At 69.8% G+C, this 24,128-nt stretch carries 23 protein-coding genes; 12 read left to right on the forward strand and 11 right to left on the reverse strand.

Features of this window, described 5'->3' with window-relative positions; all coding sequences use genetic code 11:
• Positions 1-169: 169 nt before the first annotated feature.
• Both katE and AB6807_RS36020 read right to left on the reverse strand, forming a co-directional pair.
• On the reverse strand, positions 170-2,365 hold the full coding sequence (katE, locus tag AB6807_RS36015) for a catalase HPII (RefSeq protein ID WP_371088331.1): 2,196 nt from the start codon (positions 2,363-2,365) through the stop codon (positions 170-172).
• A 32-nt stretch (positions 2,366-2,397) separates the two neighbouring features.
• Positions 2,398-2,547 (reverse strand): hypothetical protein, encoded by a 150-nt coding sequence (locus tag AB6807_RS36020; protein WP_165840442.1) that lies wholly within the window; start codon positions 2,545-2,547, stop codon positions 2,398-2,400.
• 389 nt (positions 2,548-2,936) lie between these two features.
• On the opposite strand from AB6807_RS36020, the gene AB6807_RS36025 reads away from it, so the two are divergent.
• The gene (locus AB6807_RS36025; protein WP_286517181.1) at positions 2,937-3,752 is read left to right on the forward strand and encodes a transglutaminase family protein; all 816 of its coding nucleotides are present in this window, start codon (positions 2,937-2,939) and stop codon (positions 3,750-3,752) included.
• A gap of 138 nt (positions 3,753-3,890) precedes the next feature.
• Here the strand turns inward: AB6807_RS36025 and ligD are convergent, their stop codons facing one another.
• From ligD to AB6807_RS36040, 3 genes are all read right to left on the reverse strand, one after another.
• Positions 3,891-6,488, reverse strand: coding sequence for a DNA ligase D (ligD, locus tag AB6807_RS36030; protein WP_371088332.1), 2,598 nt, complete (start codon positions 6,486-6,488; stop codon positions 3,891-3,893).
• A gap of 15 nt (positions 6,489-6,503) precedes the next feature.
• Positions 6,504-7,496 carry a Ku protein gene (locus tag AB6807_RS36035; RefSeq protein ID WP_371088333.1) on the reverse strand — a complete coding sequence of 331 codons (993 nt, stop codon included), beginning with the start codon at positions 7,494-7,496 and terminating at the stop codon, positions 6,504-6,506.
• Positions 7,497-7,569: 73 nt separating this feature from the next.
• The gene (locus AB6807_RS36040; RefSeq protein ID WP_371088334.1) at positions 7,570-8,586 is read right to left on the reverse strand and encodes a succinylglutamate desuccinylase/aspartoacylase family protein; all 1,017 of its coding nucleotides are present in this window, start codon (positions 8,584-8,586) and stop codon (positions 7,570-7,572) included.
• 188 nt (positions 8,587-8,774) lie between these two features.
• On the opposite strand from AB6807_RS36040, the gene AB6807_RS36045 reads away from it, so the two are divergent.
• Positions 8,775-9,038, forward strand: a complete 264-nt coding sequence (locus AB6807_RS36045) for a hypothetical protein (protein ID WP_286517177.1) — start codon at positions 8,775-8,777, stop codon at positions 9,036-9,038.
• A gap of 41 nt (positions 9,039-9,079) precedes the next feature.
• Here AB6807_RS36045 and rpe read toward each other — a convergent pair whose 3' ends face one another.
• Positions 9,080-9,775, reverse strand: a complete 696-nt coding sequence (gene rpe, locus AB6807_RS36050) for a ribulose-phosphate 3-epimerase (RefSeq protein WP_116912373.1) — start codon at positions 9,773-9,775, stop codon at positions 9,080-9,082.
• Positions 9,776-9,835: 60 nt separating this feature from the next.
• Between rpe and apaG the strand changes: the two genes are divergently transcribed.
• The 4 genes from apaG (at position 9,836) to AB6807_RS36070 (ending at position 14,846) form a co-directional block, all read left to right on the forward strand.
• Positions 9,836-10,231, forward strand: a complete 396-nt coding sequence (apaG, locus tag AB6807_RS36055) for a Co2+/Mg2+ efflux protein ApaG (protein ID WP_116912374.1) — start codon at positions 9,836-9,838, stop codon at positions 10,229-10,231.
• Between the two features lie 123 nt (positions 10,232-10,354).
• Positions 10,355-12,373, forward strand: a complete 2,019-nt coding sequence (locus AB6807_RS36060) for a site-specific recombinase (RefSeq protein WP_371088335.1) — start codon at positions 10,355-10,357, stop codon at positions 12,371-12,373.
• Positions 12,370-13,641 carry a cation:proton antiporter gene (locus AB6807_RS36065; RefSeq protein WP_116912376.1) on the forward strand — a complete coding sequence of 424 codons (1,272 nt, stop codon included), beginning with the start codon at positions 12,370-12,372 and terminating at the stop codon, positions 13,639-13,641. The genes AB6807_RS36060 and AB6807_RS36065 overlap by 4 nt, the downstream gene beginning before the upstream one ends.
• Positions 13,638-14,846 carry a YbdK family carboxylate-amine ligase gene (locus AB6807_RS36070; protein WP_116912377.1) on the forward strand — a complete coding sequence of 403 codons (1,209 nt, stop codon included), beginning with the start codon at positions 13,638-13,640 and terminating at the stop codon, positions 14,844-14,846. The genes AB6807_RS36065 and AB6807_RS36070 overlap by 4 nt, the downstream gene beginning before the upstream one ends.
• 42 nt (positions 14,847-14,888) lie before the next feature.
• Here the strand turns inward: AB6807_RS36070 and AB6807_RS36075 are convergent, their stop codons facing one another.
• Complete coding sequence (locus AB6807_RS36075) at positions 14,889-15,887, reverse strand: GlxA family transcriptional regulator (protein ID WP_371088336.1); 999 nt, start codon at positions 15,885-15,887, stop codon at positions 14,889-14,891.
• Between the two features lie 112 nt (positions 15,888-15,999).
• Here AB6807_RS36075 and AB6807_RS36080 point away from each other — a divergent pair, with 112 nt between their 5' ends.
• On the forward strand, positions 16,000-16,626 hold the full coding sequence (locus AB6807_RS36080; protein ID WP_371088337.1) for a cysteine hydrolase family protein: 627 nt from the start codon (positions 16,000-16,002) through the stop codon (positions 16,624-16,626).
• Between the two features lie 27 nt (positions 16,627-16,653).
• Complete coding sequence (thiL, locus tag AB6807_RS36085; protein ID WP_371088338.1) at positions 16,654-17,610, forward strand: thiamine-phosphate kinase; 957 nt, start codon at positions 16,654-16,656, stop codon at positions 17,608-17,610.
• 46 nt (positions 17,611-17,656) lie between these two features.
• Here thiL and AB6807_RS36090 read toward each other — a convergent pair whose 3' ends face one another.
• Together AB6807_RS36090 and AB6807_RS36095 are read right to left on the reverse strand one after the other, a co-directional pair.
• Positions 17,657-18,367 carry a DUF3053 domain-containing protein gene (locus AB6807_RS36090; protein WP_371088339.1) on the reverse strand — a complete coding sequence of 237 codons (711 nt, stop codon included), beginning with the start codon at positions 18,365-18,367 and terminating at the stop codon, positions 17,657-17,659.
• Between the two features lie 112 nt (positions 18,368-18,479).
• Positions 18,480-19,940 (reverse strand): MFS transporter, encoded by a 1,461-nt coding sequence (locus AB6807_RS36095; RefSeq protein WP_371088340.1) that lies wholly within the window; start codon positions 19,938-19,940, stop codon positions 18,480-18,482.
• A 132-nt stretch (positions 19,941-20,072) separates the two neighbouring features.
• On the opposite strand from AB6807_RS36095, the gene AB6807_RS36100 reads away from it, so the two are divergent.
• Genes AB6807_RS36100 through AB6807_RS36115 form a run of 4 tightly spaced genes read left to right on the forward strand, consistent with a single transcriptional unit; the run spans position 20,073 to position 22,046 of the window.
• A complete protein-coding gene (locus AB6807_RS36100; protein ID WP_371088341.1) occupies positions 20,073-20,651 on the forward strand; it encodes a phosphatidylglycerophosphatase A in 579 nt (192 codons plus the stop codon).
• A 5-nt stretch (positions 20,652-20,656) separates the two neighbouring features.
• A complete protein-coding gene (locus tag AB6807_RS36105) occupies positions 20,657-21,211 on the forward strand; it encodes a CinA family protein (RefSeq protein WP_371088342.1) in 555 nt (184 codons plus the stop codon).
• 29 nt (positions 21,212-21,240) lie between these two features.
• Positions 21,241-21,735 carry a nuclear transport factor 2 family protein gene (locus AB6807_RS36110; protein ID WP_116912384.1) on the forward strand — a complete coding sequence of 165 codons (495 nt, stop codon included), beginning with the start codon at positions 21,241-21,243 and terminating at the stop codon, positions 21,733-21,735.
• On the forward strand, positions 21,732-22,046 hold the full coding sequence (locus AB6807_RS36115) for a GNAT family N-acetyltransferase (RefSeq protein ID WP_371088343.1): 315 nt from the start codon (positions 21,732-21,734) through the stop codon (positions 22,044-22,046). The genes AB6807_RS36110 and AB6807_RS36115 overlap by 4 nt, the downstream gene beginning before the upstream one ends.
• Here AB6807_RS36115 and AB6807_RS36120 read toward each other — a convergent pair.
• On the reverse strand, positions 22,036-23,235 hold the full coding sequence (locus tag AB6807_RS36120) for an MFS transporter (protein WP_371088394.1): 1,200 nt from the start codon (positions 23,233-23,235) through the stop codon (positions 22,036-22,038). The genes AB6807_RS36115 and AB6807_RS36120 overlap by 11 nt on opposite strands.
• 58 nt (positions 23,236-23,293) lie before the next feature.
• Positions 23,294-24,085 (reverse strand): UPF0149 family protein, encoded by a 792-nt coding sequence (locus tag AB6807_RS36125; RefSeq protein ID WP_371088344.1) that lies wholly within the window; start codon positions 24,083-24,085, stop codon positions 23,294-23,296.
• Positions 24,086-24,128 lie beyond the last annotated feature (43 nt).

Here is a 24,128-nt window from a genome sequence, read left to right on the forward strand (position 1 = left end):
TCGGCGTCGCAGAAGTGCGCGCCGTTCAGGCCTCGTGGGGAAAGTCTAGGAGCGGGGGGGTACCGCGGCTATTCGCAATAAGGTCTAGCGCGAACGGACTACGGCGCCGTAAAGGCGCCGTAGCGAGCCGCCGCGCGCGTGGCCACGGCCACGACGGCGGCTTGGTGAATCAAGCCGGCACTGCGTCCACGTTCGCCCGGTCCCAATGCCGGTGCTTCGCGATCGCGGCGATGAAGTCGCTCGCCACCTGAGCGGCCGCCGATGCATCGCCCATGTTGGTGACCGGCGTTGCCGCCACCACCACGCCGGCGGGCGCGTCGGCCTGTTGCGTGTCGGCCGCGATGCCCAGCGTCGACAGCAGCTGCACGCCCTCGCCCACCGTGCAGATGGCCTTGCAGTGCTTGTAGGCCTCCAGCACGAAGTGCACCGCGTCGCCGATGCCGGCCATGGCGGCCGCGGCTTCGCTGCCCGCGGGCACCAGCACGGCGTCGAACATCACCGACGGTGTGTTGGCGAAGGTCATGTCCACGTCGATCTGGCGCTTCGATGCGCTGGCCACGGTGCCCAGGCGCGGGCCCACCACCTTGCACTGCGCGCCGGCCTGTTCGAGCGCGTCGCGAATGGGCTTGAGCGAAGCCGAATCGACACCGTCGGCCACCAGGATGGCGATCTTGCGCGTGCGGATGGAGCCGTCGCCGGTGTCGGCCATGCTGAGCGCGGGCGACTCGTCGATGGGCAGCGACATGCGGTGGTCGCGGAACCCTGCGCGCCCTGCGGCGGCCTTGGCATCGGGCTCGCCGATGCCCAGGGGCTCGGCCACGCGGCGTGCGAGCTTCTCGTCCACGTGCGCGAGGTTGTCGACCATGCGCTGGCGAATGGCCGGCACCTCGAGCTTCGACAGCTCGAAGCGGAAGGCCGCGATGATGTGTTCCTTCTCGGGCGCGCTCTGGCTGTTGAAGAACAGGCGCGCCTGCGTGAAGTGGTCGTCGAACGAGGGGCTGCGCCGGCGCACCTTGGGCGGGTCGATTTCCTCGGGGAACGACTGGAAGCCGTTGCTGCCGCCGTCCACGCGGAATTCGGTGCCGCTGCCCAGCGTGTTGGGCTCGTAGGCCACCTGGCCGCGCGCGATGGTCTGGCGGTGCATGCCGTCGCGCTGCATGTTGTGGAACGGGCACACGGCCTTGTTGATGGGCAGCTCGTGGAAGTTGGCGCCGCCCAGGCGCGAGATCTGCGTGTCGGTGTACGAGAACAGCCGACCCTGCAGCAGCGGGTCGTTGCTGAAGTCGATGCCCGGCACCACGTGGCCGGGGTGGAAAGCCACCTGCTCGGTCTCGGCGAAGAAGTTGTCGGGGTTGCGGTTGAGCACCAGCCGGCCGATCTTCTGCACGGGCACCATCTCTTCGGGAATGAGCTTGGTGGGGTCGAGCAGGTCGAAGCCCAGCGAATGTTCCTTGTCGGCCGGAATCATCTGCACGCCCAGTTCCCATTCGGGGAAGTCGCCGTTCTCGATGGCTTCCCACAGGTCGCGGCGGTGGAAGTCGGCGTCCTTGCCGGCGATCTTCTGTGCCTCGTCCCACACCAGGCCGTGGATGCCGAGCTTGGGCTTCCAGTGGAACTTCACGAAGTGGCTCTCGCCGCGGGCGTTGATGAAGCGGAAGGTGTGCACCCCAAAGCCTTCCATCATGCGAAGGCTGCGCGGAATGGCGCGGTCGCTCATGGCCCACATCAGCATGTGGGTGCTCTCGGGCATGAGCGAGGCGAAGTCCCAGAAGGTGTCGTGCGCGCTCGCGGCCTGCGGCATCTCGTGGTGCGGCTCGGGCTTGACGGCGTGAATGAGGTCGGGGAACTTCATCGCGTCCTGGATGAAGAACACCGGAATGTTGTTGCCCACGAGGTCGTAGTTGCCTTCGCGGGTATAGAACTTGACGGCGAAGCCGCGCACGTCGCGCACGGTGTCGGCCGAGCCGCGCGAGCCGGCCACGGTCGAGAAGCGCACGAAAACGGGCGTCTTGGCGTCCGGATCCTGCAGGAAGTCGGCGCAGGTGAACTGCGACATCGACTTGTAGACCTGGAAGTAGCCGTGGGCCGCCGAACCGCGCGCGTGCACGGCGCGCTCGGGAATGCGCTCGTGGTCGAAGTGCGTGATCTTCTCGCGCAGGATGAAGTCTTCGAGCAGCGTGGGGCCGCGCACGCCGGCCTTCAGCGAGTTGTGGTTGTCCGGTATCTGCAGGCCCTGGTTGGTGGTCAGGGTCGACGGATGCTCGACGGTGAAGCCTTCGAGCTGCTGCTGCTTGGCGTTGGCGCCATCGCTGGCCTTCGAGGCGCTGGTGCGGCGGCCGGCGGCGGCCTTGTTCTGTGGCGTCATCGTGGACCTGGAGTCTTTCATGGGGAGGGCGCTCAGCCCATTTCGTTGTTGTCGAGGAACATGTCGAGCACGTTGACCACGGCGATCAAGCAGATGCAGCCCGCCACGGCGGCGACGGCCCACACGAGGATTTCGTCGCCCCAGGTGGTGGTGAGCGTGTCGAAAAGCGAAGAAAACTCCATGATTCCCTCCAAGGAAGCAGACAGATCGGAGCCGGGACCGGCGGCAGTTAACGGGTTCGGTGCTTCGCCCGCGCGGTCCGCAGATGCCATCCACGGATGCAGTGCGGGTGTGGGCTGCAAGCGAATTGCAAGGTTATGTTTCGCCCTGCCCCGGGGCCGTAGTGGCGCCCCTCCCCCCTTTGTGGGAGAAGGCGGGCGCACGCGGTAGGAGCGCACCGACAGCGCCGGAGCGGCAACCTACGCGGGGTCGGGCTTCATGGCCGTGGGGCGTGCGCGCGTTCGTCGCATAGCATGGGTGCGGACACTGCAGGCGGCATCAATCGTGCTTGTCGTTCCATGCTTCGCGCACCGGCCGCACCGCCCGGATCACCCAGGGAAGAAAGACACCCATGCAGATCAGGATCGGTTTCGACATCGAACTCGGCGTGACCGCCCCCACCGCATTGATCTACATGCTGCAGGTGCACCCGTCGCGCGCGGCGGACCTGCAAGGCGGGGAGAACATCACCATCAGCCCGCCGCTGGTCACCGACCACTACCGCGACAGCTTCGACAACCACTGCGCGCGCGTGCACATTCCGTACGGCACGAGCAGCGTGCGGCTGCGCAACCACGCGGTGGTGTACGACACCGGCTGGCCCGACCCGGTGGACTACGGCGCCATCGAGCACGGAGCGGCCGACCTTCCCGTGTCCACGCTGCCCTTCGTGCTGCCCAGCCGCTATTGCGAGGTCGACAGCGAGCTGCTGCAGTTCGCCTGGGCCAACTTCCTGAACGTGACGCCGGGCTGGTCGCGGGTGCAGGCCATCTGCGACTTCGTGCACCGGCACCTGCGCTTCGACTACCAGAACGCACGCGCCACGCGCACCGCGTTGGAGGGTTTCCGCGAGGGAACGGGCGTGTGCCGCGACTTCGCGCACCTGGCGATCACGCTGTGCCGCTGCATGAACATTCCGGCGCGCTACGTGACGGGCTACCTGGGCGACATCGGCATTCCGCCGGTGCGCTACCCGATGGACTTCAGCGCGTGGTTCGAGGTGTACCTGGGCAACCGCTGGCACACCTTCGACGCGCGCCACAACACGCCGCGCATCGGCCGCATCGTGATCGCGCGCGGACGGGACGCGGCGGACGTGCCGATCACGATGATGTTCGGGGCGAACACGCTGCAGCGGTTCGATGTGACGACGGAAGAAGTGCTGTAGCAGCGGTATTGCTCCTTCCCCCTTTGGGGGAAGGCGGGGATGGGGGCAGGCCTTCGATGAGGCGCCGCGTGGTCCTGGAGGCCGTCGTGCCCCCACCCCGACCCTCCCCCAAAGGGGGAGGGAGAAAAGCACAGGCCGCTACTTGTAGCCCAGCAGCTTCATCGCCGCGGCCAGCCCCTTGCGGCTGCCCTCCATCGCATCCCACGGCGTGTTCCCTATGTCGAACCGCTCCACCGCGTTCGCCACCGTCCACTGCGACGCGCTCGTCAGCTCCGGCAGCTCCTCCCACGCCACCGGCACCGACACCCCCAGCCCCGGCCGCGACCGCGCCGACCACGCGGCCACCGTCGTCGCGCCGAACCCGTTGCGCAGGTAGTCGACAAACACCTTGCCCACCCGGTTGCGCGGCCCGCTCTTGGCGACGAAGCGTTGCGGAATGGTCTGCGCAAGATGCACCACCACCGCCTGCGAAAAGCCCTTGACGGTGTCCCAGTCGTACTGCCGGCGCACCGGCACCACCACGTGCAGGCCCTTGCCGCCGCTGGTCTTCAGGAATGACGGCAGGCCCATCTCGTCGAGCAGCGTGCGCACCAGCATCGCGGCCTCCTGGATCTGCGGCCACGCCACGCCCTCGCCCGGGTCCAGGTCGAAGGTCATGCGGTCGGGCTTGCCGATGGCGCGCGAGGTGGCGTTCCAGGTGTGCAGCTCGATGACGTTCATCTGCGCCGCACCGATCAGCCCGGTCTTCGTGTCGATCTGCAGCAGCGGCTCGTGGCCCAGGTCGAGCGCGGGGTCGAGCAGCTTCACGCCGGGAATCTCGCGGTTCTGGATGTGCTTCTGGAAGAACAGCTCGCCGCCCACGCCCTCGGGCGCGCGCACCAGCGACACCGGCCGCCCGCGCAGGTGCGGCAGCATGAGCGTGGCCACGCGGTCGTAGTAGGCGGCGAGCTCGCCCTTGGTGGTGCCGCTCTGCTTGTCGATCACGCGCTCGGCGTGGCTGATCTTGAGTGCCATGGGTGGGGTCGCTCCCTTGTCCTTGTCCCTGTGCTCGCCCTTGCGCTTCGGCGCAGCGTCGGCGCCTTCGGCCGGCTGCGCGCGCTCACGGCGGATGTCGCGCGCGGGCTTGTCGGCGCGCAGGCCCTGGAACACCGAATGGCGCACGCGGTCTTCGCGCGTCCATTCGCCGAACGAGACCTCCGCCACCAGCGTGGGCTTGACCCACTGCGCCTTCACGCCCGCCGGCCGGGGCGCGAACGGGCAGTCGTCGGTGGCCAGCTTGTCGAGGCGGGCCTTGATGTCGGCCAGCCGGTTCGCGTCGAAGCCGGTGCCCACGTTGCCGCAATAGAGAAGCTTGCCGGTCACCTCGTCATGCACGCCCAGCAACAAGGCGCCGAACCCCGCGCGCGAGCCCTTGGGCGCGGTGTAGCCGCCGATCACGAACTCCTGGCGCTGCTGGTTCTTCAGCTTGATCCAGTCGGGCGAGCGGCGCGACACATAGGCCGAGCCCTTGCGCTTGCCGACGATGCCCTCGAAGCCGATGCGCGCGGATGACAACAGCAGGTCGCGCGGCGAAGCCTCGAAAGATTCGCTCAGGCGCAGGGGCGCGGGCGGCTTCTTGCCGAGCAGCTTCGCCAGCCGCGCGCGGCGCTCCTCGACGGGCAGCGCGCGCAGGTCTTCACCGTCGAGAAAGGGCGCGTCGAACAGCCAGTAGGCGATGCGCGACGTGGCGCCGCTGTCGAAGGCGTTCTGCAGCGCCTGGAAATCGGGCGCGCCGTTGTCGCCGTCGACCGTGATCTCGCCGTCGAGCCAGGCCGCGTCGGTGCGCAGCCTGGCCAGGGCCTTGGCCAGCGCGGGCAGCTTCGCGGTCCAGTCGTGGCCGTTGCGCGTGAAGCACTGCACCTTGCCTTTGTCGATGCGCGCGAGCAGGCGATAGCCGTCGAACTTCAGCTCGTACAGCCATTCGTCGGGCGATGCAGGCGGCGCCGCCGCGAGGGTGGCGAGCTGGGGCTGGAGCGTGGCGGGCAGCGCGACCTTGCGTGCGACCTTGCGTGCGACCTTGGTGGACGCCTTGGCGGGGGCCTTCGCAGCCGCGGCCTTCTTCGCAGGCGCCTTGGCACTCGCCACTTTCTTCGGCGGCTGGCCCACCTCGTCCACGCCCAGTCCGGTGATCACGCTCGCGGGTTGTTCGGCGAGCACGTCGTACTCGCCGAGCGCGCGCGACTCGCCGTCGCGCTCCTTGATGAGCAGCCAGGGCTCGTGCGACTCGTCGCCCTTGCCGTGCATGCGCACCAGCGTCCAGTGGCCGTGCAACTTCTCGCCGCGCAGCTCGAACTTGAGCTTGCCGGCCGCCAGCGCCTTGCGCGCATCGCTGGCATCGCCTTGCGGCAGCCAGTCGCCACGGTCCCAGACGATGACGCGGCCCGCGCCGTACTGCTTGGGCGGAATGGTGCCTTCGAAGTCCGCGTACGAAATCGGGTGGTCCTCCACATGCACGGCCATGCGCTTCACTGTCGGGTCGAGGCAGGGGCCCTTCGGCACGGCCCAGCTCTTCAGCGTGCCGTCGAGCTCCAGGCGAAAGTCGTAGTGCAGGTGGCTCGCGTGGTGCTTCTGGATGACGAAGGACAGCGTGCCCTTCGTTGTCTTGCCGCCCGTCTTGGGTTCGGGCGTGCGCGTGAAGTCGCGCTTGTCGTGGTAACGCGCCAGCGCCTGGCGCGCGGTCGATGCGGTGGTGCCCATGCCCGGGGTCCGGCGTCAGGCGGCGCGCCGGCTGCGGGCCGTGGGGGTGGCCTTGCGCGCGGGCTTGGCCGCGGGCTTCCGAGGCTTCGACGTGGCCTTGGGTGGAGGCTCATCGTCCTGGTCTTCCGCGTCTTCTTCAGCGTCGTCGGCCTTCGCCCTCGGCTTGCCGCCGCCCTTGCGCAGGCTGCGCTGCAGCAGCTCGGTCAGGTCGATGATCTTGGCGCCGCGGCCTTCGCCGGCGCTGCTTTCCTCGGGCTCGGGCTGGGTCACCGTCTCGGTCTGGCCGGCCTTCACCTTCTTGTCGACCAGCCGCAGGATCTCATCCTTGAACTCGTCCTTGAATTCGTCGGGGTCCCAGTCGGTGCTCATGTTGTCGACCAGCTGGCTGGCCATCTTCAGCTCGCGCTCGCTCAGGCCGGCCTTCTTCACGTCTTCGGAGGGCAGCGGCAGGTCGGCCCAGGGCCGGATGTCCGCGCCCCAGCGCAGCAGGTTCAGCACCAGCCCCGGCCCGGTGGGCACCAGCACCGCCAGGTGCTGCTTGGTCTGGATGACGACGCGCGCCACGCCCACGCGGCCGCTGCGGTGCAGGGTTTCGCGCAGCAGCGCGTACACCTTGGCGCCACGGTTGATGGGCGCCACGTAGTAGGGCCGCTCCAGGTACACGAAGGGAATGCCGTCGGCGGGCACGAAGGTTTCTATCTCGATGGTCTGCGTGCTCTTGGGGTAGGCCGCCGAAATCTCGTCGTCGCTGAGCACCACGTACTCGCCGTCTTCGTAGGCGATGCCCTTCACGATGTGCTCGCGCGCGATTTCCTTGCCGGTCTTCTTGTTGATGCGCTTGTAGCCCACCGGGTCCATGGTGCGCTTGTCGAGCCAGTCGAAGTCGATGCCGTGGTCGGAGGTGGCGGAATAGAGCGCGACCGGAATGTGGACCAGGCCGAAGCTGATCGCGCCCTTCCACAGGACGCGCGGCGTGGTGGCTTTCTTGGTGATCGGCGTGGTGGACATGGGCGCACTCCTTCAGGCTTCGAATGTGCGCCGCCCGTGGCCGGGCGGTGTAGGAGCGCGGCGCCAGCCGTGGTCAGGCGGGGCCGAGGGTGCCTGGAACCTTGGGCAGTGGCCCGAGTTCACGCTCGCTCGGGTGCGCGAAGTAGAACCACTCGGTGCCGGGCAGCGCCACGGCGTTGGGGAACACGATGAAGCCGTCGCCCGGCGCGCTCACCAGTGTGCCGTCGTGGCGCATGCCGATGGGCTCGCCGCGCTGCACGGCGTCGAAGGTGGCCCAGTCGCGCACGAAGCTGTCTTCCTCGTGCAGGCGGTCGGTCACGCTGGCCAGGCGCAGCAGCGTGGGCTGCGCCGACGCGGCCGGCAGGCCGTCAGGCAGCGCCGCCATGCCCAGCAGCGCGAGCGTGCGGCGAATGGCGCGCCACGCCACCTCGGGCGCCTGCGGGTCCAGGTGCTGGCCGCATTCGAGCGTGACGCCGTAGCCGCCCTGGCTGCGGATGTATTCGTTGGTGCCGCGGCCGAAGTCGAGCGCGGCCTCGTCGGCCGGCGCGCCGCCCGCGCGCTGCGCGAGGCCGGCGGCGTAGATGTCGAGCCAGCCTTCCACCACGATGGGCGTGCCGATGTGCAGCGCCAGCTGGCCCTCTTCGAACGAACGGGCGAAGGGCTCCAGCGTGCCGCTGTTGTCGCGCGGGCCGATCATGGAAAACGCCTCGCCCTCGCTCTGGAAGGAATGCAGGTCGAGCAGCACGTCGTGGCGCGCGATGAGCGGCGCCAGCACGTTGGTGATGCGGGCCTCGTAGTCGGCGGGCTGCGCGCTGGGGCGGAACAGCCGGTTGAGGTTGCGCTCGCCCTCGCGCCGCAGGCGCCGTCGCGCGAGCGGGTTGGCCACGGGCACCAGCGTGAGTTCGCCGCGCCGCAGTTGCAGCGCGCCGGCCTCGAGCTCGGCCACGGTGCGCTCGATGCCCAGCGTGCCGGAGACCTCGTCGCCGTGCACCCCGCCCAGCACGAGCAGCCGCGGGCCGGGGGTGAGCGAGGCGAAGGTGTGGATGCGCAGGCTGTCGGTGGCCAGGGCGGCGAGAGGATCGGAGGACATGCAGAGGATTATTGCGGAGGCACCTTGCCGGAAGCAAAGATGGCAGCGGGGTCGCTACGCAATCGATAGCGGCCATTCACATGCCTATTCGCATGCCAATCACATGCCTACAGGGGCAGGCTTGCCTGTCCTACCGGCCTGGCGCCGCGGGCGCGGCACGCTTGCAGCCACTACAAGGAGCAGCCGCCATGAACACGAAGACGAACACGAAAACCCAGCCCAGCGACAAGACCGCCGACGCGAACGACGGCAAGACCAAGGTGCAGCAAGGTGGCGAAGCCGCCCCGCGGCTGCCCAACGAGCACGACCAGTCGTCAGACAGCCAGCAGACGCAGGACGGGCAGGCGCCCGAGGTGGGCCGCAAGGCGCATGACGACGTGGAGCGCGGCGTGGTCGACACCGACCGCGGTCCGGAGGCCGACCGGGTCTACAACGACAAGGTCAAGCGCTGAAAAACAGGCTGAAAAAGGCGCCTGAATGAAGGCGATGAATATCAGGCCGCCGGAATGCTGGCGAGCTGCTTGCGCATGTCGCCGATGACCGCGCCGTAGTCCTTGGCATTGAAGATGGCGCTGCCCGCCACGAAGGTGTCGGCGCCGGCCGAGGCCACGCGCGCGATGTTGTCGACCTTGATGCCGCCGTCCACCTCCAGGCGGATGTCGCGCCCACTCTGCTCGATGCGCTTGCGCGCGAGTTCGATCTTGCGCAGCGCCGAGTCGATGAAGCTCTGGCCGCCGAAGCCGGGGTTCACGCTCATGATCAGGATCAGGTCGATGTCGTCGATGGCCCAGTCCAGCGCTTCCAGCCCCAGCCCGGGGTTGAACACCAGCCCGGCCTTGCAGCCCGCGCCCTTGATGGCCTGGATGCTTCGGTTCACGTGCGGCGAGGCGTCGGGGTGGAAGCTGATGTAGTCGGCGCCCGCTTCCGCGAAGGAGGCGGCCAGCGCGTCGACCGGCTGGATCATCAGGTGCACGTCGATGGGCACGGGCGTGCCGTCGGCTTTCTTGGCGTAGGGCTTGAGCGCGTGGCAGATCATCGGGCCGAAGGTCAGGTTCGGCACGTAGTGGTTGTCCATCACGTCGAAGTGGATCCAGTCGGCGCCGGCCGCGATCACGTCGGTCAGTTCTTTGCCGAGGTGCGCGAAGTCGGCGGACAGGATGGAGGGCGCGATGCGAAACGGGGTGCTCATAACCCCCGATTCTCGCAGCCGATGGAAGTCCGACGAAAGGCCTCCGTTACCATGCGCCCCATGTCAAACAGCCCCTTCAGCGTCCAGGTCGAACCGCGCTACCTGGCCGAGCAGTCTTCCCCCACGGACAACATCTACACGTTTTCGTACACGGTCACCGTCACGAACACGGGGTCGGTGGCGGCCCAGCTGATCGCACGCCACTGGCTCATCAACGACGCCTCGGGCCACCCGCAAGAGGTGAAGGGCCTGGGCGTGATCGGGCAGCAGCCGCTGCTGGCGCCGGGCGAATCCTTCCGTTACACGAGCGGCTGCCGCCTGCAGGCGCCCAGCGGCACCATGCACGGCAGCTACCTGGTGGTGACCGAAGAAGGCGAACGCTTCGACGTGACCATCCCGATGTTCGTGCTCGAGGCCGACGTGGGCGGCGCACCTGTCTCGCGCGTGTTGCATTAGCGCTCCCCCAGGCTTCGCGCACTGCGTGTCGCTTCTCCTCCCCCCTCGCCGGGGGCGACACCGGCGGCCCGGCAAAGCCGGTTCCGCGGTGTCTCTTGAACTGAATTACTGACCCCGACCTTCATGGCTGCCGCATCGCGCGACTTGCAGGGGCTGCTTGCCGGCCTCGACCCGACGGCCGATGTGGCGCAGCGCCACATCTGGCTCATCGACCTCTTCGACTGGCTGCGCGGCGACCGTGCGTCGCCCCAGGCGGCGATGGGCCGCGTGCAGCTGCTGCTCGACGCCATCGAGGCGCGGCCCGAGCTGCGCGAGCGCCTGCGCGCCTGGTGGCGCGCCTTCACGCGGGCGGTCGACCTGACCACGCTGCTGGCCGACTACGGCTTCGCGCCGCGCACCGCCTTCGCCAGCGAACTGGCCGAGCGGCTGCGCCGCAAGATATTGCCGGGCACGCCCGAGACCACCGACGCGTCGGACCTGTTCCGCATGGTGCTGCCGGGCGTGTTCGACGCGGGCTGGATCGCGCTGCTCGACGACACGCAGCTCGCGCGCATCGGCGCGCTGCTGGCAGACACCTCGCCAGACGCCCCGCTGGACGGCCCGCTGGATGCTCCGCTCGACACTTCGGTCAGCGACGCCGCCCCGCGCTGGCGCCACACCGTGATGGACGCCGTGACCTACTGCGCCAGCCAGGTGGTGGCCGCCGGCTTCTCGCCGGAGCTGCGCCTGCGCATGAGCGCCGAGCTGGGCGCCGCGCGCCCCTTTCATTCGCTGATGGCCGACCTGGACCACCTGCGCGAGCAGATGTTCGTGCAGCCGCGCGACGCGCAGGCGCTGCAGGCGGCCTTCGTCGCCTTTCGCGACCGACTCGAGGCCTGCCGCGCGGTGACGTCGTCGGTCTACACGCACCTGGAAGACAACGGCATCTCCGTGGGCCTGGTGTTCCGGCTGCGGCAGCTGCGCGAGCGGGTGCTGCGCATTCGCGAGCTGCTCGACTGCCTGATGTCGCCCACGCCCGCGCCCAGCGTGGCGCGGCTGGTCGGCAAGCTGGTGCTGGCGGGCGGCGAGCGCAACAGCATCCGCGCGCTGATCGCCTCCAACTCGTCGATGCTGGCCGCCAAGGTGACCGAGCGCAGCGCCGAGACCGGCGAGCACTACATCACCCGCGACCGCGCCAGCTACGCGCAGATGGTGAAGAAGGCCGCGGGCGGCGGCGCGCTCACCGCCCTCACGGTGCTGCTGAAGTTCAGCATCTACGCGCTGGGGCTGTCGGCCTTCTGGAGCGGGCTGGGCGCCGGCCTCATGTATGCGGCCAGCTTCGTCGCGATCCAGCTGCTGCACCTGACGCTGGCCACCAAGCAGCCCGCCATGACGGCGCCGGCGCTGGCCGCGCGGCTGCGCGACATCAAGTCCGACGGCGCGGTGGGCGACTTTGTCGACGAGGTCGCCAACCTCGTGCGCTCGCAGGTGGCCGCGGTGCTGGGCAACGTGCTGGTGGTGGTGCCGGCGATGCTGGCGGTGGCGCTGCTGGTGCAGGCGGCGCGGGGGCGGCCGCTGCTCGACGCGGCGCATGCCGCGGCCACGCTCGATTCGCTGTCGCTGCTCGGCCCGACCGCGCTTTACGCGGCAATCACCGGCATCCTGCTGTTTTCGGCCAGCATCATCGCTGGTTGGACAGAAAACGCCTTTGTCCTGCATCGCCTGGACTCCGCCATGCGTTACAACCCCCGCATCGGCGCCTTTCTGGGCGCCGCCCGGGCCCGACGCTGGGCCGACTTCATGCGCACACACATCTCAGGCTTCGCCTCCAACATCTCGCTGGGACTCATGCTCGGACTGCTGCCCGCGTTCGCGGGTTTCTTCGGGCTCGGGCTGGATGTGCGGCACGTGACACTGTCGGCCGGGCAGATTGCCGCGGCGGCCGCCTCCACGGGCCTCGCGGTGCTGCAGCAGCCCGCCCTGTGGTGGGCGGTGGCGGCCATTCCGGTCATTGGCGCGCTCAATGTGAGCGTGAGTTTCTATTTCGCTTTCCGGCTGGCGCTGCGCGCGCACAGCGTGAGCCTGGGCGACCGCGCACGCATCCGCAGCGCGATCTGGGCACGCTGGCGCAGCCGGCCGGTGAGCTTCTTCCTACCTGCATGAACCTGACGAGCTTCTTCAACGATCTGCTGGGCTTCTGGTCCGAATGGGTGCGCCCCTCGGCCGGCCTGCCCACGGTGCTGTGGTCGCTGCTGCTGGCCGCGGCCGCGGCCTCCGGCCACCTGGTGCAGCGCTACCTGGGGCTGCCCAAGGTCATCGGCTATTCGCTGGTGGGCGCGGTGGTGGGTTTTGCCGGCTTCGAGGGCGCCATCTGGCCGCTGCGCGGGCTGAGCCTGTTCCTGCTGGAGCTCGGCGTGGCCGTGGTGCTGTTCGAGGCCGGCGGGCGGCTGCCGCTGCGCTGGTTTCGCCACAACCCGATGGTGCTGGTGCAAAGCCTGCTGGAAGCCACGCTCACCTACTTCGGCGTGTACTGGATATTGACGCTGCTCGGCCTGCCCGAGCCGGTGGCCAACCCCATCGCGCTGATGGCGATCGTCGCCTCGCCCGCGGTGCTGAGCCGCGTGATCATCGACACCCGCGCCGCCGGCCCCGTTACCGAGCGCGCCATGACGCTGGCCACGCTCAACACCTTTTACGCGCTGGCGCTGGGCTACGCGCAGGCCGGGCTCATCGAGCGCGCGCCGCAGACGCTGCTGCAAAAGCTCTACCCGGTGGCGGTGGTGCTGGGCCTGTCGTTCGTGGTGGGCGGCATCATGGCGCTGGCGCTGCGCTCTGCCCTGCGGGTGATGAGCCCGACCAGCGAGAACACCTCCATCCTGCTGCTGGCGATCATCGCGGCCGGTGCCGCGCTCACTGCGCACATCGGCGGCTCGGCGCCGCTGGCCGCGCTCATCGGCGGCGTGCTGCTGAAAACACTCAACCCCAAGCCCTGGGCCTGGCAACGCCAGCTGGGCACGGCTGCCTCGCTGCTGACCATGCTGATGTTCGTGCTGGTGTCCATCGTGGCGGCGCAGGCCGACTGGACATTGCCCGTGGCCAGCGTGGTGCTGGCGGTGATCGGCGTGCGCCTGGTCACCAAGATCGCCGGCGTGGCCATTGCCAATCCCGGCAGCGGCGCCAGCTGGAAGCAGGCGTTCTGGGTGGGCTGCGCGATGTCGCCGCTGTCGTCGATCGCGCTGCTCATCGCCTCCAATTTCGCGACCGCCTCTCCGCTGCTGGGCACCATGATCACGCAGGTTGCGCTGCCCTCCATCCTGCTGATGGAAGTGGTGGGCGCGGTGCTGGCCACGGTGGCCATCCACGCGGTGGGCGAGAGTTCGGTGCCCTGGGCGCCCCAGGCCTTCAGCACCACCGAGGACACGCAGCGATGAGCACGGCAGTGAACACCCCCTTCGACCCCGACAGCGACGACTTCCGCTCGGCCCCGTTGCCGGTCGACCCCGACAGCCGCACCGTCAAGCTCGAGCCCTTCAACAAGTCGGAGGCGCTGTCGCTGGGCGTGGAGCTGGAGCTGCAGCTCGTGAACACGCACGACTACGACCTGGCCCCCTACGCCGAGGACATGCTGCGCCTGATGGCGCAAACCCCGCTCCCCGGCAGCGTGGTGCCCGAGATGACCTCGAGCATGATCGAGATCTCGACCGACATCTGCCACTCGGCGCAGGACGTGATCACGCAGCTTTCGCCCATTCGGGAGGCGCTCATCCGCAATGCCGACAAGCTCAACATCGCGGTGGTGGGCGGCGGCACGCATGCCTTCCAGCAGTGGCACGAGCGGCGCATCTATGACAAACCGCGCTTTCGCGAACTGTCGGAGCTGTACGGCTACCTGAGCAAGCAGTTCACCATCTTCGGCCAGCACGTGCACATCGGCTGCCCCGACGCCGACGCGGCGCTGCTCATGCTGCACCGCATGTCGCGCTACATCCCGCACTTCATCGCGCTGTCGGCGTCGTCGCCCTTCGTGCAGGGGCAGGACACGCAGTTCGACTCGGCGCGGCTGAACTCGGTGTTCGCGTTTCCGCTGTCGGGCCGCGCGCCCTTCACCACCAGCTGGAAGGAGTTCGAGGCCTACTTCGAGCGCATGACCCGCACCGGCGTGGTTCGCAGCATGAAGGACTTCTACTGGGACATTCGCCCCAAGCCCGAGTTCGGCACCATCGAGATCCGCGTGTTCGACACGCCGCTCACGGTGGAGCGCGCCGCGGCGCTGGCGGGCTACGTGCAGTCGCTGGCGGCGTGGTTCCTGCAGGAGCAGCCCTTCGAGCCCTGCGAGGACGACTACCTCGTGTACACCTACAACCGCTTCCAGGCCTGCCGCTTCGGGCTGGACGCGGTGTACGTCGACCCGGCCACCGGCCAGCACATGCCGCTGCGCGAGCACATCCTGATGACGATGACGCAGCTCGAGTGGCACAGCGAGGCGCTGAACGCCACGCAGGCATTGGGCGAGCTGCGCACCAGCGTGGAGGCCAACCGCAACGACGCGCGCTGGCTGCGCGAGAAACAAGGCAAGGAACGGCTGCTGGCCGAGGTGGTGCGCCAGGCCTCGCTGCGCTTTCGCGGGCAGGCCTGACGGGTCTGGTGGGCCTGACGGGCCTGCACCGAGGCCGGGCCTTCAGCCCGGCGCCGCGTCCTGCGAAAACTGCCTGCGGTACGCCGTGGGCGACACCTTGAACGCGCCCACGAAGTGCTTGCGCAGCGACACCGCCGAGCCGAAGCCCGCGTCGGTCGCCACGCGCTCCACCGGCCTGTCGGTGGTTTCCAGCAGCCGCTGCGCCAGCGCGAGCCGCTGGTTCTGCAGCCACTGGCCGACGGTGGTGCCGGTGGATTCGCGAAAGCGCCGCGTGAAGGTGCGCCGGCTCATCAGCGCGCGCCCGGCCAGCGCGTCCAGCTCGTGCGCGGTGTGCAGGTGGCGCCCCAGCCATTCCAGCAGCGGCGTGAGGCGGTCGCGTTCCGCCGCGGCCGGCATCGGCTGCTGGATGTACTGCGCCTGCCCGCCCTGGCGGTGTGGCGCCACCACCATGCGCCGCGCGGCGCGGTTGGCGGTCTCGGCGCCGTAGCGCACGCGCAGCAGGTGCAGGCAGCAGTCGATGCCCGCGGCGGTGCCGGCCGACGTGAGCACATCGCCGTCGTCGACGTACAGCACCTCGGGCTGCAGCGTGACCTTCGGGTATTGCCGCGCGAAGGCCTCCGCCAGGTTCCAGTGCGTGGTGGCCGGCCGGCCGTCGAGCAGGCCCGCCTCGGCCAGCACGAAGGCGCCCAGGCACAGCCCGACGATGGTGGCGCCGCGGCGGTGCGCGGCCTGCAAGGCGCGGATCAGCTCGGGCGGCGCGGGCCGGCCGTCGTCGCGCCACGAGGGCACCACCACGATCTGCGCACGCCGTATCACCTGGAGCCCGTGCTGCACGCCCAGCGTGAAGCCCGCGTTGGTCCGCAGGGGGCCGGGCTCGCTCGCGCACACGCGCAGGCGAAAACGCGGGGTGCCAGCTTCGGTGCGGTCCTCGCCGAACACCATGCAGGGCACGGAGAGATGGAACGGACTGATGCCGTCGAAGGCCACGACGGCGATGGTTTCAGCAGGGGTCCCGGTGGTTTCGACGGCGGCTTTTCGCATGGCCCGATGTTATCGATGAATGGCTGACGGGCCACTTTCGGCGCAAGGCCCGGAAGCGAAGAATCGGGCCATCGACATCCCACAACGACCGAAGCCACCAAGGACCCAGACCATGAGCCAACCCGCACCGCGCCGTGCCCTCGTCGTGATCGACGTGCAGAACGAATACTTCGAGGGCGGCGGCCTGCCCATCGAGTACCCGCCGGTCGCGCAGTCGCTGCCGAAGATCACGCAGGCCATGGACGCCGCGCACGCGGCCGGCACGCCCGTGGTGGTGGTGCGCCACCACGCGCCCAAGGGCGCGCCCGTGTTCCAGGCTGACGCGCACAACGGCCAGCTGCACCCCGAGGTCGCCAAGCGCCCGCACGACCACCTCGTGACCAAGGCGCTGCCGAGCGTGTTCGCCGGCACCGACTTCGCCGAATGGATCGCGCAGAACCGGATCGACACCCTGAGCGTGGCCGGCTACATGACGCACAACTGCGACGCCTCCACCGTGTACGAGGCGCTGCACCGCGGGCTGAACGTGGAGTTCCTGTCGGACGCGACCGGCGCGCTGCCTTACGAGAACGCGGCGGGCCGCGCCAGCGCGGAAGAAATCCACCGCGTGTTCAGCGTGGTGTTCCACAGCAACTTCGCGGCCGTGGCGACCACCGACGCATGGGTCGTGGCGCTGCAGGCCGGCCAGGCCCTCGAGAAGGACAACGTGGTCATGTCCAACCGCCGCGCGCGGGGCTGAGCCGGCAGCCCTTATGCTTCACCCCCCATGGGTGAATTCGACCTGATCACACGCTACTTCAAGCGCCCCGCCGTGCGCTCTCCGCTCGGCGTGGGCGACGACTGCGCGCTGCTGGCGCCCGCGGCGGGCATGCAGCTCGCCGTGTCTTCCGACATGCTGGTCGAGGGGCGGCACTTTCTGTCCACCGTCGAGCCCGCGCGGCTGGGCCACAAGGCGCTGGCGGTGAACCTCAGCGACCTGGCGGCCTGCGGCGCGAAGCCGCTGGCCTTCATGCTCGCGCTCGCGTTGCCGGGCGTGGACGAGCCCTGGCTCGAAGGCTTCTCGCGCGGCCTGTTCGCGCTGGCCGACGCGCACGGCTGCGAGCTGGTGGGCGGCGACACCACGCGCGGCCCGCTCAACATCTGCATCACCGTGTTCGGCGAAGTGCCGGCCGGCGCGGCGCTGCTGCGCTCGGGCGCGCGCGCGGGCGACGACATCTGGGTGAGCGGCACGCTGGGCGATGCGCGGCTGGCGCTGGAAGTGTTCCGCGGCACGATCGCGCTGTCGGCCGAGGCCTTCGAGGCCGCGCGCTTTCGCATGGAGCAGCCCACGCCGCGCGTGGCGCTGGGCCAGGCATTGCGCGGCGTGGCCACGTCGGCGGTGGATGTGAGCGACGGGCTCATCGGCGACCTGGGCCACATCCTGGCGGCGAGCCGGGTCGGCGCCACGCTCGACGCCGATGCCACCACGGCGCTGGTCGCCGCCGAGGCGCCGGGGTTGCGCACCGAGCTGCTGCGCACTTGCGCGCTCTCGGGGGGCGACGACTACGAGCTGGTGTTCACCGCGCCGCCCTCGGCGCGCGAGGCGGTGATGCAGGCCGGCGCGCACAGCGCCACGCGCGTCACGCGCATCGGCGGCATCGAGGCCGATGCCGGACTGCGCATCGTGGACGCGGCCGGCGCGCCGGTGTCGCAGCGCTTCGGCTCGTTCGACCACTTCGTCTGAGGCGCCAAGCCGCGGCGCGCCAGGCGCTTCAGCGTTGACGTGGTGCTCAGGAGCCCCGCACCATCGCCTGCATCTTGCGTTGCGCGGCGTTGATGGCGGCGGACTGGCCGTTCAGCTGCTGCAGCATCTTGTTGAACTCGGCCTGCACCACCGGGTCGGTCACGCTCACCGTGCTGCCCGAGATCTGGATCTTCGACTTGTTCTGCTCGATGTAGCCGCCGATGGCCAGCGCGCTGTCGAACACGGCGTCGAGCGCGGGGAACACTTCCTTGAAGGTGGTCGAGGGCTCGGTCACGGTCTTGGCGTAGGCCTTGTCGTAGACCTGCTTCAGGTCGTCGGGCTGCTTGAGCTGCGCGTGCGCGGCGTCGGCCTTGGCGGTCTGCTGGTCGAGCGCGGTGCGCAGGCCGGCCAGGCCGTCCTTCGCGGCCTTGATGTCGTCGCGGCGCGAAACCAGGTCGCCGATGGAGCGCAGCCCGCCCTTGGCCATGATCTGCGTCATCGGCTGGCTCACCGACTGGTTCATGCCTTCGTTGAAATCGGTGATCACCGCGTAGTGCTGCGCGTAGTCGCCGAAGGACGACTTCTCTTCGGCCGTGGGCTTGGGCACGTGGATGCCGGGCTTGTCGAGCACGCGGGTCTGCAGGTAGGTGCTGAAGGCCTGGCGCTGCTCGGCCTCCTTGTTGCCGCAGGCCACCAGCGCGAAGCTGAAGGCCAGCAGGAGCGACAGGGTCCCGAAACGTTGAACGAAATTTCTCATGGGGCAAGGCCCTCCCGCTTGTTGTGAATGCGAAAAATTATAGGGAGCGCCTTGTTGCGTCGGTGCAGGCGAGCGCCGCGACCTGCGGTGCGCTGCGGCGGCCTGCGGCCCGTCAGGATCCCCGCCGGACCACGGCGCGAAAGGCCAGCCAGACGGCCACCGCGGGCGCGATCGCGAAGCTCGCGAACAGCCAGGCGGCCGCCGACTGCGCACCCGTCACCCCGCCCGGCGTAGTGAGCCCCGCCGCGTTCGCCACCAGCCCCGCCACCGCGGCGCCCACGGCCATGCCGTAGAGCTGCACGGTGGTGATCGAGGCGGAGGCCAGGCCTTCCTCGCCCTTGGGTGCGAGCGACATCACGCGCGTCAGCAAATGCGGCCAGCCGATGCCCACGCCGAGCCCCACGGCCGCCAGCGCGATGGCCACCAGCAAGGTCTCCGCACCCGAGCCGAAGCGGCCCGGCGCGGGCAGCAGCAGCGCGAGTGCCGCGAGGCCCAGCGTGCAGATCACCGGGCCGGCGCGCAGCATGCGGTCGGCGCCCGCGCCGCTGCGGCCCGACGAGCTCAGCGAGCCCACGCTCCAGCCGCCGGCCATCGCCGCGGTGAGGTAGCCCGCCGCCAGCGGCGAGTGGCCGTGCAGCAGCTGCAGGAAGTACGGCACGAAGATCTCGGTGGTGGTGCCGATGAGCAGCAGCGCCACGCTCGCGTAGATGGCGCCCAGCGGCGCGCGCATCGAATACGCGCCGCTCGGCAGCACGCGCACGGCGGCGCGGCTGTCGATGCGCGTGGCCGCGAAGCCGATGGCCAGCCCCAGCGCCACGCCGAGCGCCTGCCACGCCAGGCTGGACCACAGGCCGCTGGCCGCGATCACCAGCACCGAGGCCGCGAGCAGGCCGATCTGCACGGCCGGCACGCGGGGCAGCGTGGCGGGGCGCGCGTGCACCACGCCGGCCGAGGGGCGCAGCTGCACCAGCACCAGCAGCGCCTGCGCGGCCGCCACCGGCAGCAGGAACCAGAAGGCCCAGCGCCAGTGCCCGGCCTGCGCGAAGAGCCCGCCCACCGCCGGCCCGCACAGCGTGGCCACGCCCCACATGCCCGACACCAGCGCCACCGCGCGTGGCCACAGCCGCTGCGCGAACACCAGCTGGATGAGCCCGTAGCTCAGCGCGGCGAGCAGGCCGCCGCCCAGCCCCTGCACCGTGCGGCCCGCGAGCATCCAGGCCATGGCCGGCGCCAGCGCGCAGCCGACGGAGCCGGCGCTGAACACCGCCAGCGCGGCCAGGCAGGCGCCGCGCGGCCCCAGCACCGCGAGCAGCCGCACCGACAGCGTGGCGCCCAGGATCGAGCCGACCACGAAGAGCGTGGTGCTCCAGGCATACCAGTCGAGCCCGCCGATCTCGCGCACCACCGAGGGCAGCACGGTGGTCACGATGTGCACGTTGACGGCGTGCAGCGCCACGCCGCCGGTGAGCGCCAGCGCGCGCCAGCCGTTGCGCCCGCTGAAGAGCTCGCGCCATGCGGCAGTGGGCGGTGGCGACGAAGGGGCTGGGCGCACGGCGGCGGAAGAAGAAGACATGAGGGAATGCGAAGCTCGAAAAGGAAGCCCCGATGCTAGGGGCCCGGGCCCAATTAAACAAGCAATTGCTTTGATTAATAAAATTGCCGGGCCAGCGGGCCGTGCCGCAGATGCGCGACACTCCTGCCCCTGATGCAAGCCGCTTCTTCTACGCCCTCACCCTCGCCCTCCCCCTCCGGCCCCGTGCCCCCACCCCCGATGCGCCGCGCCACGCTGCGCTTCATGCTCTCCCACCCCGCGCACTACATCGCGCTGGGTTTCGGCTCGGGCCTGCCGCGCATCGCGCCCGGCACCGTGGGCACGCTGTGGGCGTGGGCGGCCTTCGTAGTGATGCAGCTGTGGTTCACGCCCGCGACCATCGGCTGGATCATCCTGGCGTCGCTGCCCATCGGCTGGTGGGCCTGCACCGTGACCGCGCGCGACATGAACGTGGCCGACCCCGGCGCCGTGGTGTGGGACGAGGTGGTCGCCTTCTGGATCGTGCTGTGGCTGGTCACGCCGGCCGGATTGCTGGCGCAGGCCATCGCCTTCGGGCTGTTCCGTTACTTCGACGCCGCCAAGCCCGGCCCGGTGGCCTGGGCCGACGGCTTGTTCAAGCAGCGCGACGCGGCGCAGGTGCGCTGGTGGCACGCGGGCTTTGGCATCATCCTGGACGACCTGGTGGCGGCCTTCTGCACGCTGCTCGTGATTGCGCTGTGGCGCGCATGGTGAACCCGATGGACTCTTCGCTTTCTTCTTCGACGCAGCCGGCCCCGGCCGAGCTCAGCAACCTCACGGACCTCGCCGACCTGGATACACCGGCGCTCGTGGCGACGCTGGCCGGCCTGCTGCAGCACAAGGGCTGGATGCTCGCCACCGCCGAGAGCTGCACCGGCGGCCTCATCGGCGCCGCCTGCACCGAGCTGGCCGGCTCCAGCGCCTGGTACGAGCGCGGCTTCATCACCTATTCGAACGAAGCCAAGACCGCGCTGCTGGGCGTGGACGCGGCCGTGATCGCCGCGAACGGCGCGGTCAGCGAGCCGGTGGCGCGCGCCATGGCCACGGGCGCCGTCGCCCGGTCGGTGCCCGCGCGCGTGTCCCTGGCCGTGACCGGCGTGGCCGGCCCCACCGGCGGCACGCCCGACAAGCCGGTGGGCACGGTGTGGTTCGGCTGGTCGGTCGACGGCAGCGTGCGCACCGAGCGCCGCCGCTTCGACGGCGACCGCGCCACGGTGCGCGCGGCCACGGTGCGGCACGCGCTGCAGACGCTGGTCGGGCTGCTCGGCCGCTGACCCCCGATTTTTTTCAACCAAGAGGCCTCATGACCGCAGCCACCAACGCCCAGACCATCGAGCGCTTCTACAGCGCGTTCGCCAAGCTCGACGCCGCCACCATGCAGGCCTGCTACGCCAGCGACGCGCAATTCGACGACGAGGCCTTCTCGCTGCGCGGGCGGCGCGAGGTGGGCGGCATGTGGCGCATGCTGGCCTCGGCCACGCAGGCCAAGGGCGCCGACGTGTGGCGCCTGACCTGGCGCGACGTGAAGGCCGACGACACCTCCGGCAGCGCCCACTGGGACGCGCACTACCGCTTCAGCGCCACCGGGCGCCTGGTGGACAACAGCATCGACGCGCGCTTCACCTTCACGCCCGACGGCCTCATCGCCACGCACCGCGACAGCTTCGCGTTCTGGACCTGGTCGCGCCAGGCGCTCGGCGCGCCGGGCCTGCTGCTGGGCTGGAGCCCGATGCTGCGCAAGAAGGTGCGCGCCACGGCCGCCGCCAATCTTGCCAACTACCTTGCACGCCAACCATGAGCAACACCGACCTCGCCTTTTCGAACAACGAAGCCCAGCACCGCTACGAAGCCGCGCTGAACGGCAAGCTCGCGGCCTATGCCGAGTACAACCTGCTGACCGACGCGATCATGTTCACGCACACCGAGGTGCTGCCCGAACACGAAGGCAAGGGCGTGGGCTCGGGCATCGCGAAGCATGTGCTGGACGAGGCCCGCGCCAAGGGGCTGCATGTGATTCCGGTGTGCCAGTTCATCGCGGGGTACATCCGCAAGCACCGCGAGTACGCCGACCTGGTTCGCCCGGACATCCAGCGCGCCTTCAAGATCTGACGGAATCCCCGGCCGATTCGGCCTTCGGCGCGGGCAGCCACGCGAAGGCCGCGACGCCCGCCACCAGCAGCGCGGCGATGGTGCCCAGCACGGCCGTGAGCGGGTCTGCGCCGTGCGCCGCGGCCACCGAGGCGGCCACGCCGGTGCCCCACTGCATCAGCGCCACGCCGAGGAACATGGCCATGGTGAACACCGCCATCGCGCGGCCGGTGAGCGTGGCCGGGTAGGCGCCGCGCACGTCGGCGTACTGCCACACGATGAAGCCCGAGAGCACGCCGATGAGCACCATGCCGGCGATGTCGAGCCAGGCCGAGTGCAGCACGGCGATGAGCGCGAACAGCGCCGCGTAGCCCAGCGCGCAGACCACGATCCAGCGGCGGCGCCCCGCGCCGTCGCGGTCCAGCCGGCCGAACAGCGGCGCGCCGAACAGCGAAATGACCGACACCGCCAGCGCCACGTTGCCGCTCTGCACCAGCGAGTAGCCGTGGCGCTCCATCATGAGCGGGCCCAGCCACAGGCCGCGCAGCGAGATGAAGGCGGCATACGTCACGGCACCGAGCACCACGATGCCCAGCGTGTGCGGCATGGCGAACAGCGCGCCGAACTGGCGGATGGCATCGGGAATGGATTCCCTGTTTTGCGGCACCGCCGAGGCCGGCTCGTGCACCCAGTGCCAGATGGCCAGCCAGGCCAGCGCCGCGGCCACGGCCAGCACCACGAAGCCCGCGCGCCACGAGTACGCCTGCACCAGCCAGGCGAGCGGCGTGCCGGTCACCAGCATGCCCAGGCCGCCGATGGCCAGCACCATGCCCGACACAGTGGCGAAGCGCGCCGCCGGAAAGTGCCGCGCGATGAACACGGTGCACACCAGGAAGGCCGGCGCGCAGCCGATGCCGATCAGCGCCTGCCCGGCCACCAGCATGAGGTAGCTGGACGACACCGACGACAGCAGCGCGCCGGCAATGGCCACCGGAAACGCCACCAGCACGGTGCGCCGCACGCCGTGCAGGTCGATGCCGATGCCCATGAACAGCTGCATGGCGCCGAACGCGAAGTGGAAGGCGCCCGAGAAGATGCCCAGGGCCTGGGCGGACAGGTGGAAGTCGGCCTGCAGCGGGCTCGCCATGATGGCGCCCACCGTGCGAAAGGCCTGGCTGAGCGCGACCCCGGCGCACAGCGCCAGCACCATCACCCAGGCGGCCCGGGGCGTCAGCGGTTCGCGGTCGGCCACGGCACCGGGTCCTGTGTCAGGCCCCGTGGCACTTCTTGTACTTCTTGCCGCTGCCGCAGGGGCAGGGGTCGTTGCGGCCCGGCTCGGCCTCCTTGCGGATCGTCTCGACCTTCGGGCCCAGGCTCTTCCAGAGCTGGCGCAGGTCGTACACGGCCCAGATGGCGGCGCCGAAGTCGTCCAGGCGCTGCTGGCTCACGCTGGGCGGGGCGTCGTCGCTGTACATCGACAGCGTGGGCTTGGCGTTGTCGTCCTCGGTGAGGGCGACGATGTTGTCCAGCGCGTCGTCCAGCATCTGGGCGGCTTCCTTGTCGCGCGGGGTGGCCCAGTCTTCGGGCCAGTTTTCCACCGCGTACATGAAGCCCAGCGCCCACACCTGCGCGAACGACGGAATCGCCTCGCCGGCGACCTCGGCACGCTCTTCCTCGGGCAGCGAGGCGATGGCGCCGCGGGTGTCGAGCACCTCGGGTTGCCAGCTGCGCTCGTCGTCGAGCGTTTCGACGGGCGCGTCCAGGCCCTCCTCGATCTCGATCCAGCGGCGCTTCCAGTTCCAGACGAACTCCATGTGCTGCGCGGACGAGAAGCTGTCGCCCAGCAGCACGGGCCAGTATTCGGACGGGAGGATGGGGCGGCGCGTGCAGATCAGCGCGGCCATGAAGCCTTCGCAGAACTCCCACTGGGGAATTTCCTCGTCGTGCTCGCGCATGGCGTCCAGGGCCTGGTCGAGCGCGTCGAAATCGTCGGGGCCGAGCGGGGTCTGGGCGGGTGGGGTGGCTTCAAGGGCCGTTTGGGGGTCGGGAATGGTCGTCATGGCAAGTTCGGGGCAGCCCTCTATGATGCAGCAGGCTTCGGTC

It is taken from the genome of Variovorax sp. RCC_210, from assembly GCF_041355175.1.
Lineage (GTDB): Bacteria > Pseudomonadota > Gammaproteobacteria > Burkholderiales > Burkholderiaceae_C > Variovorax.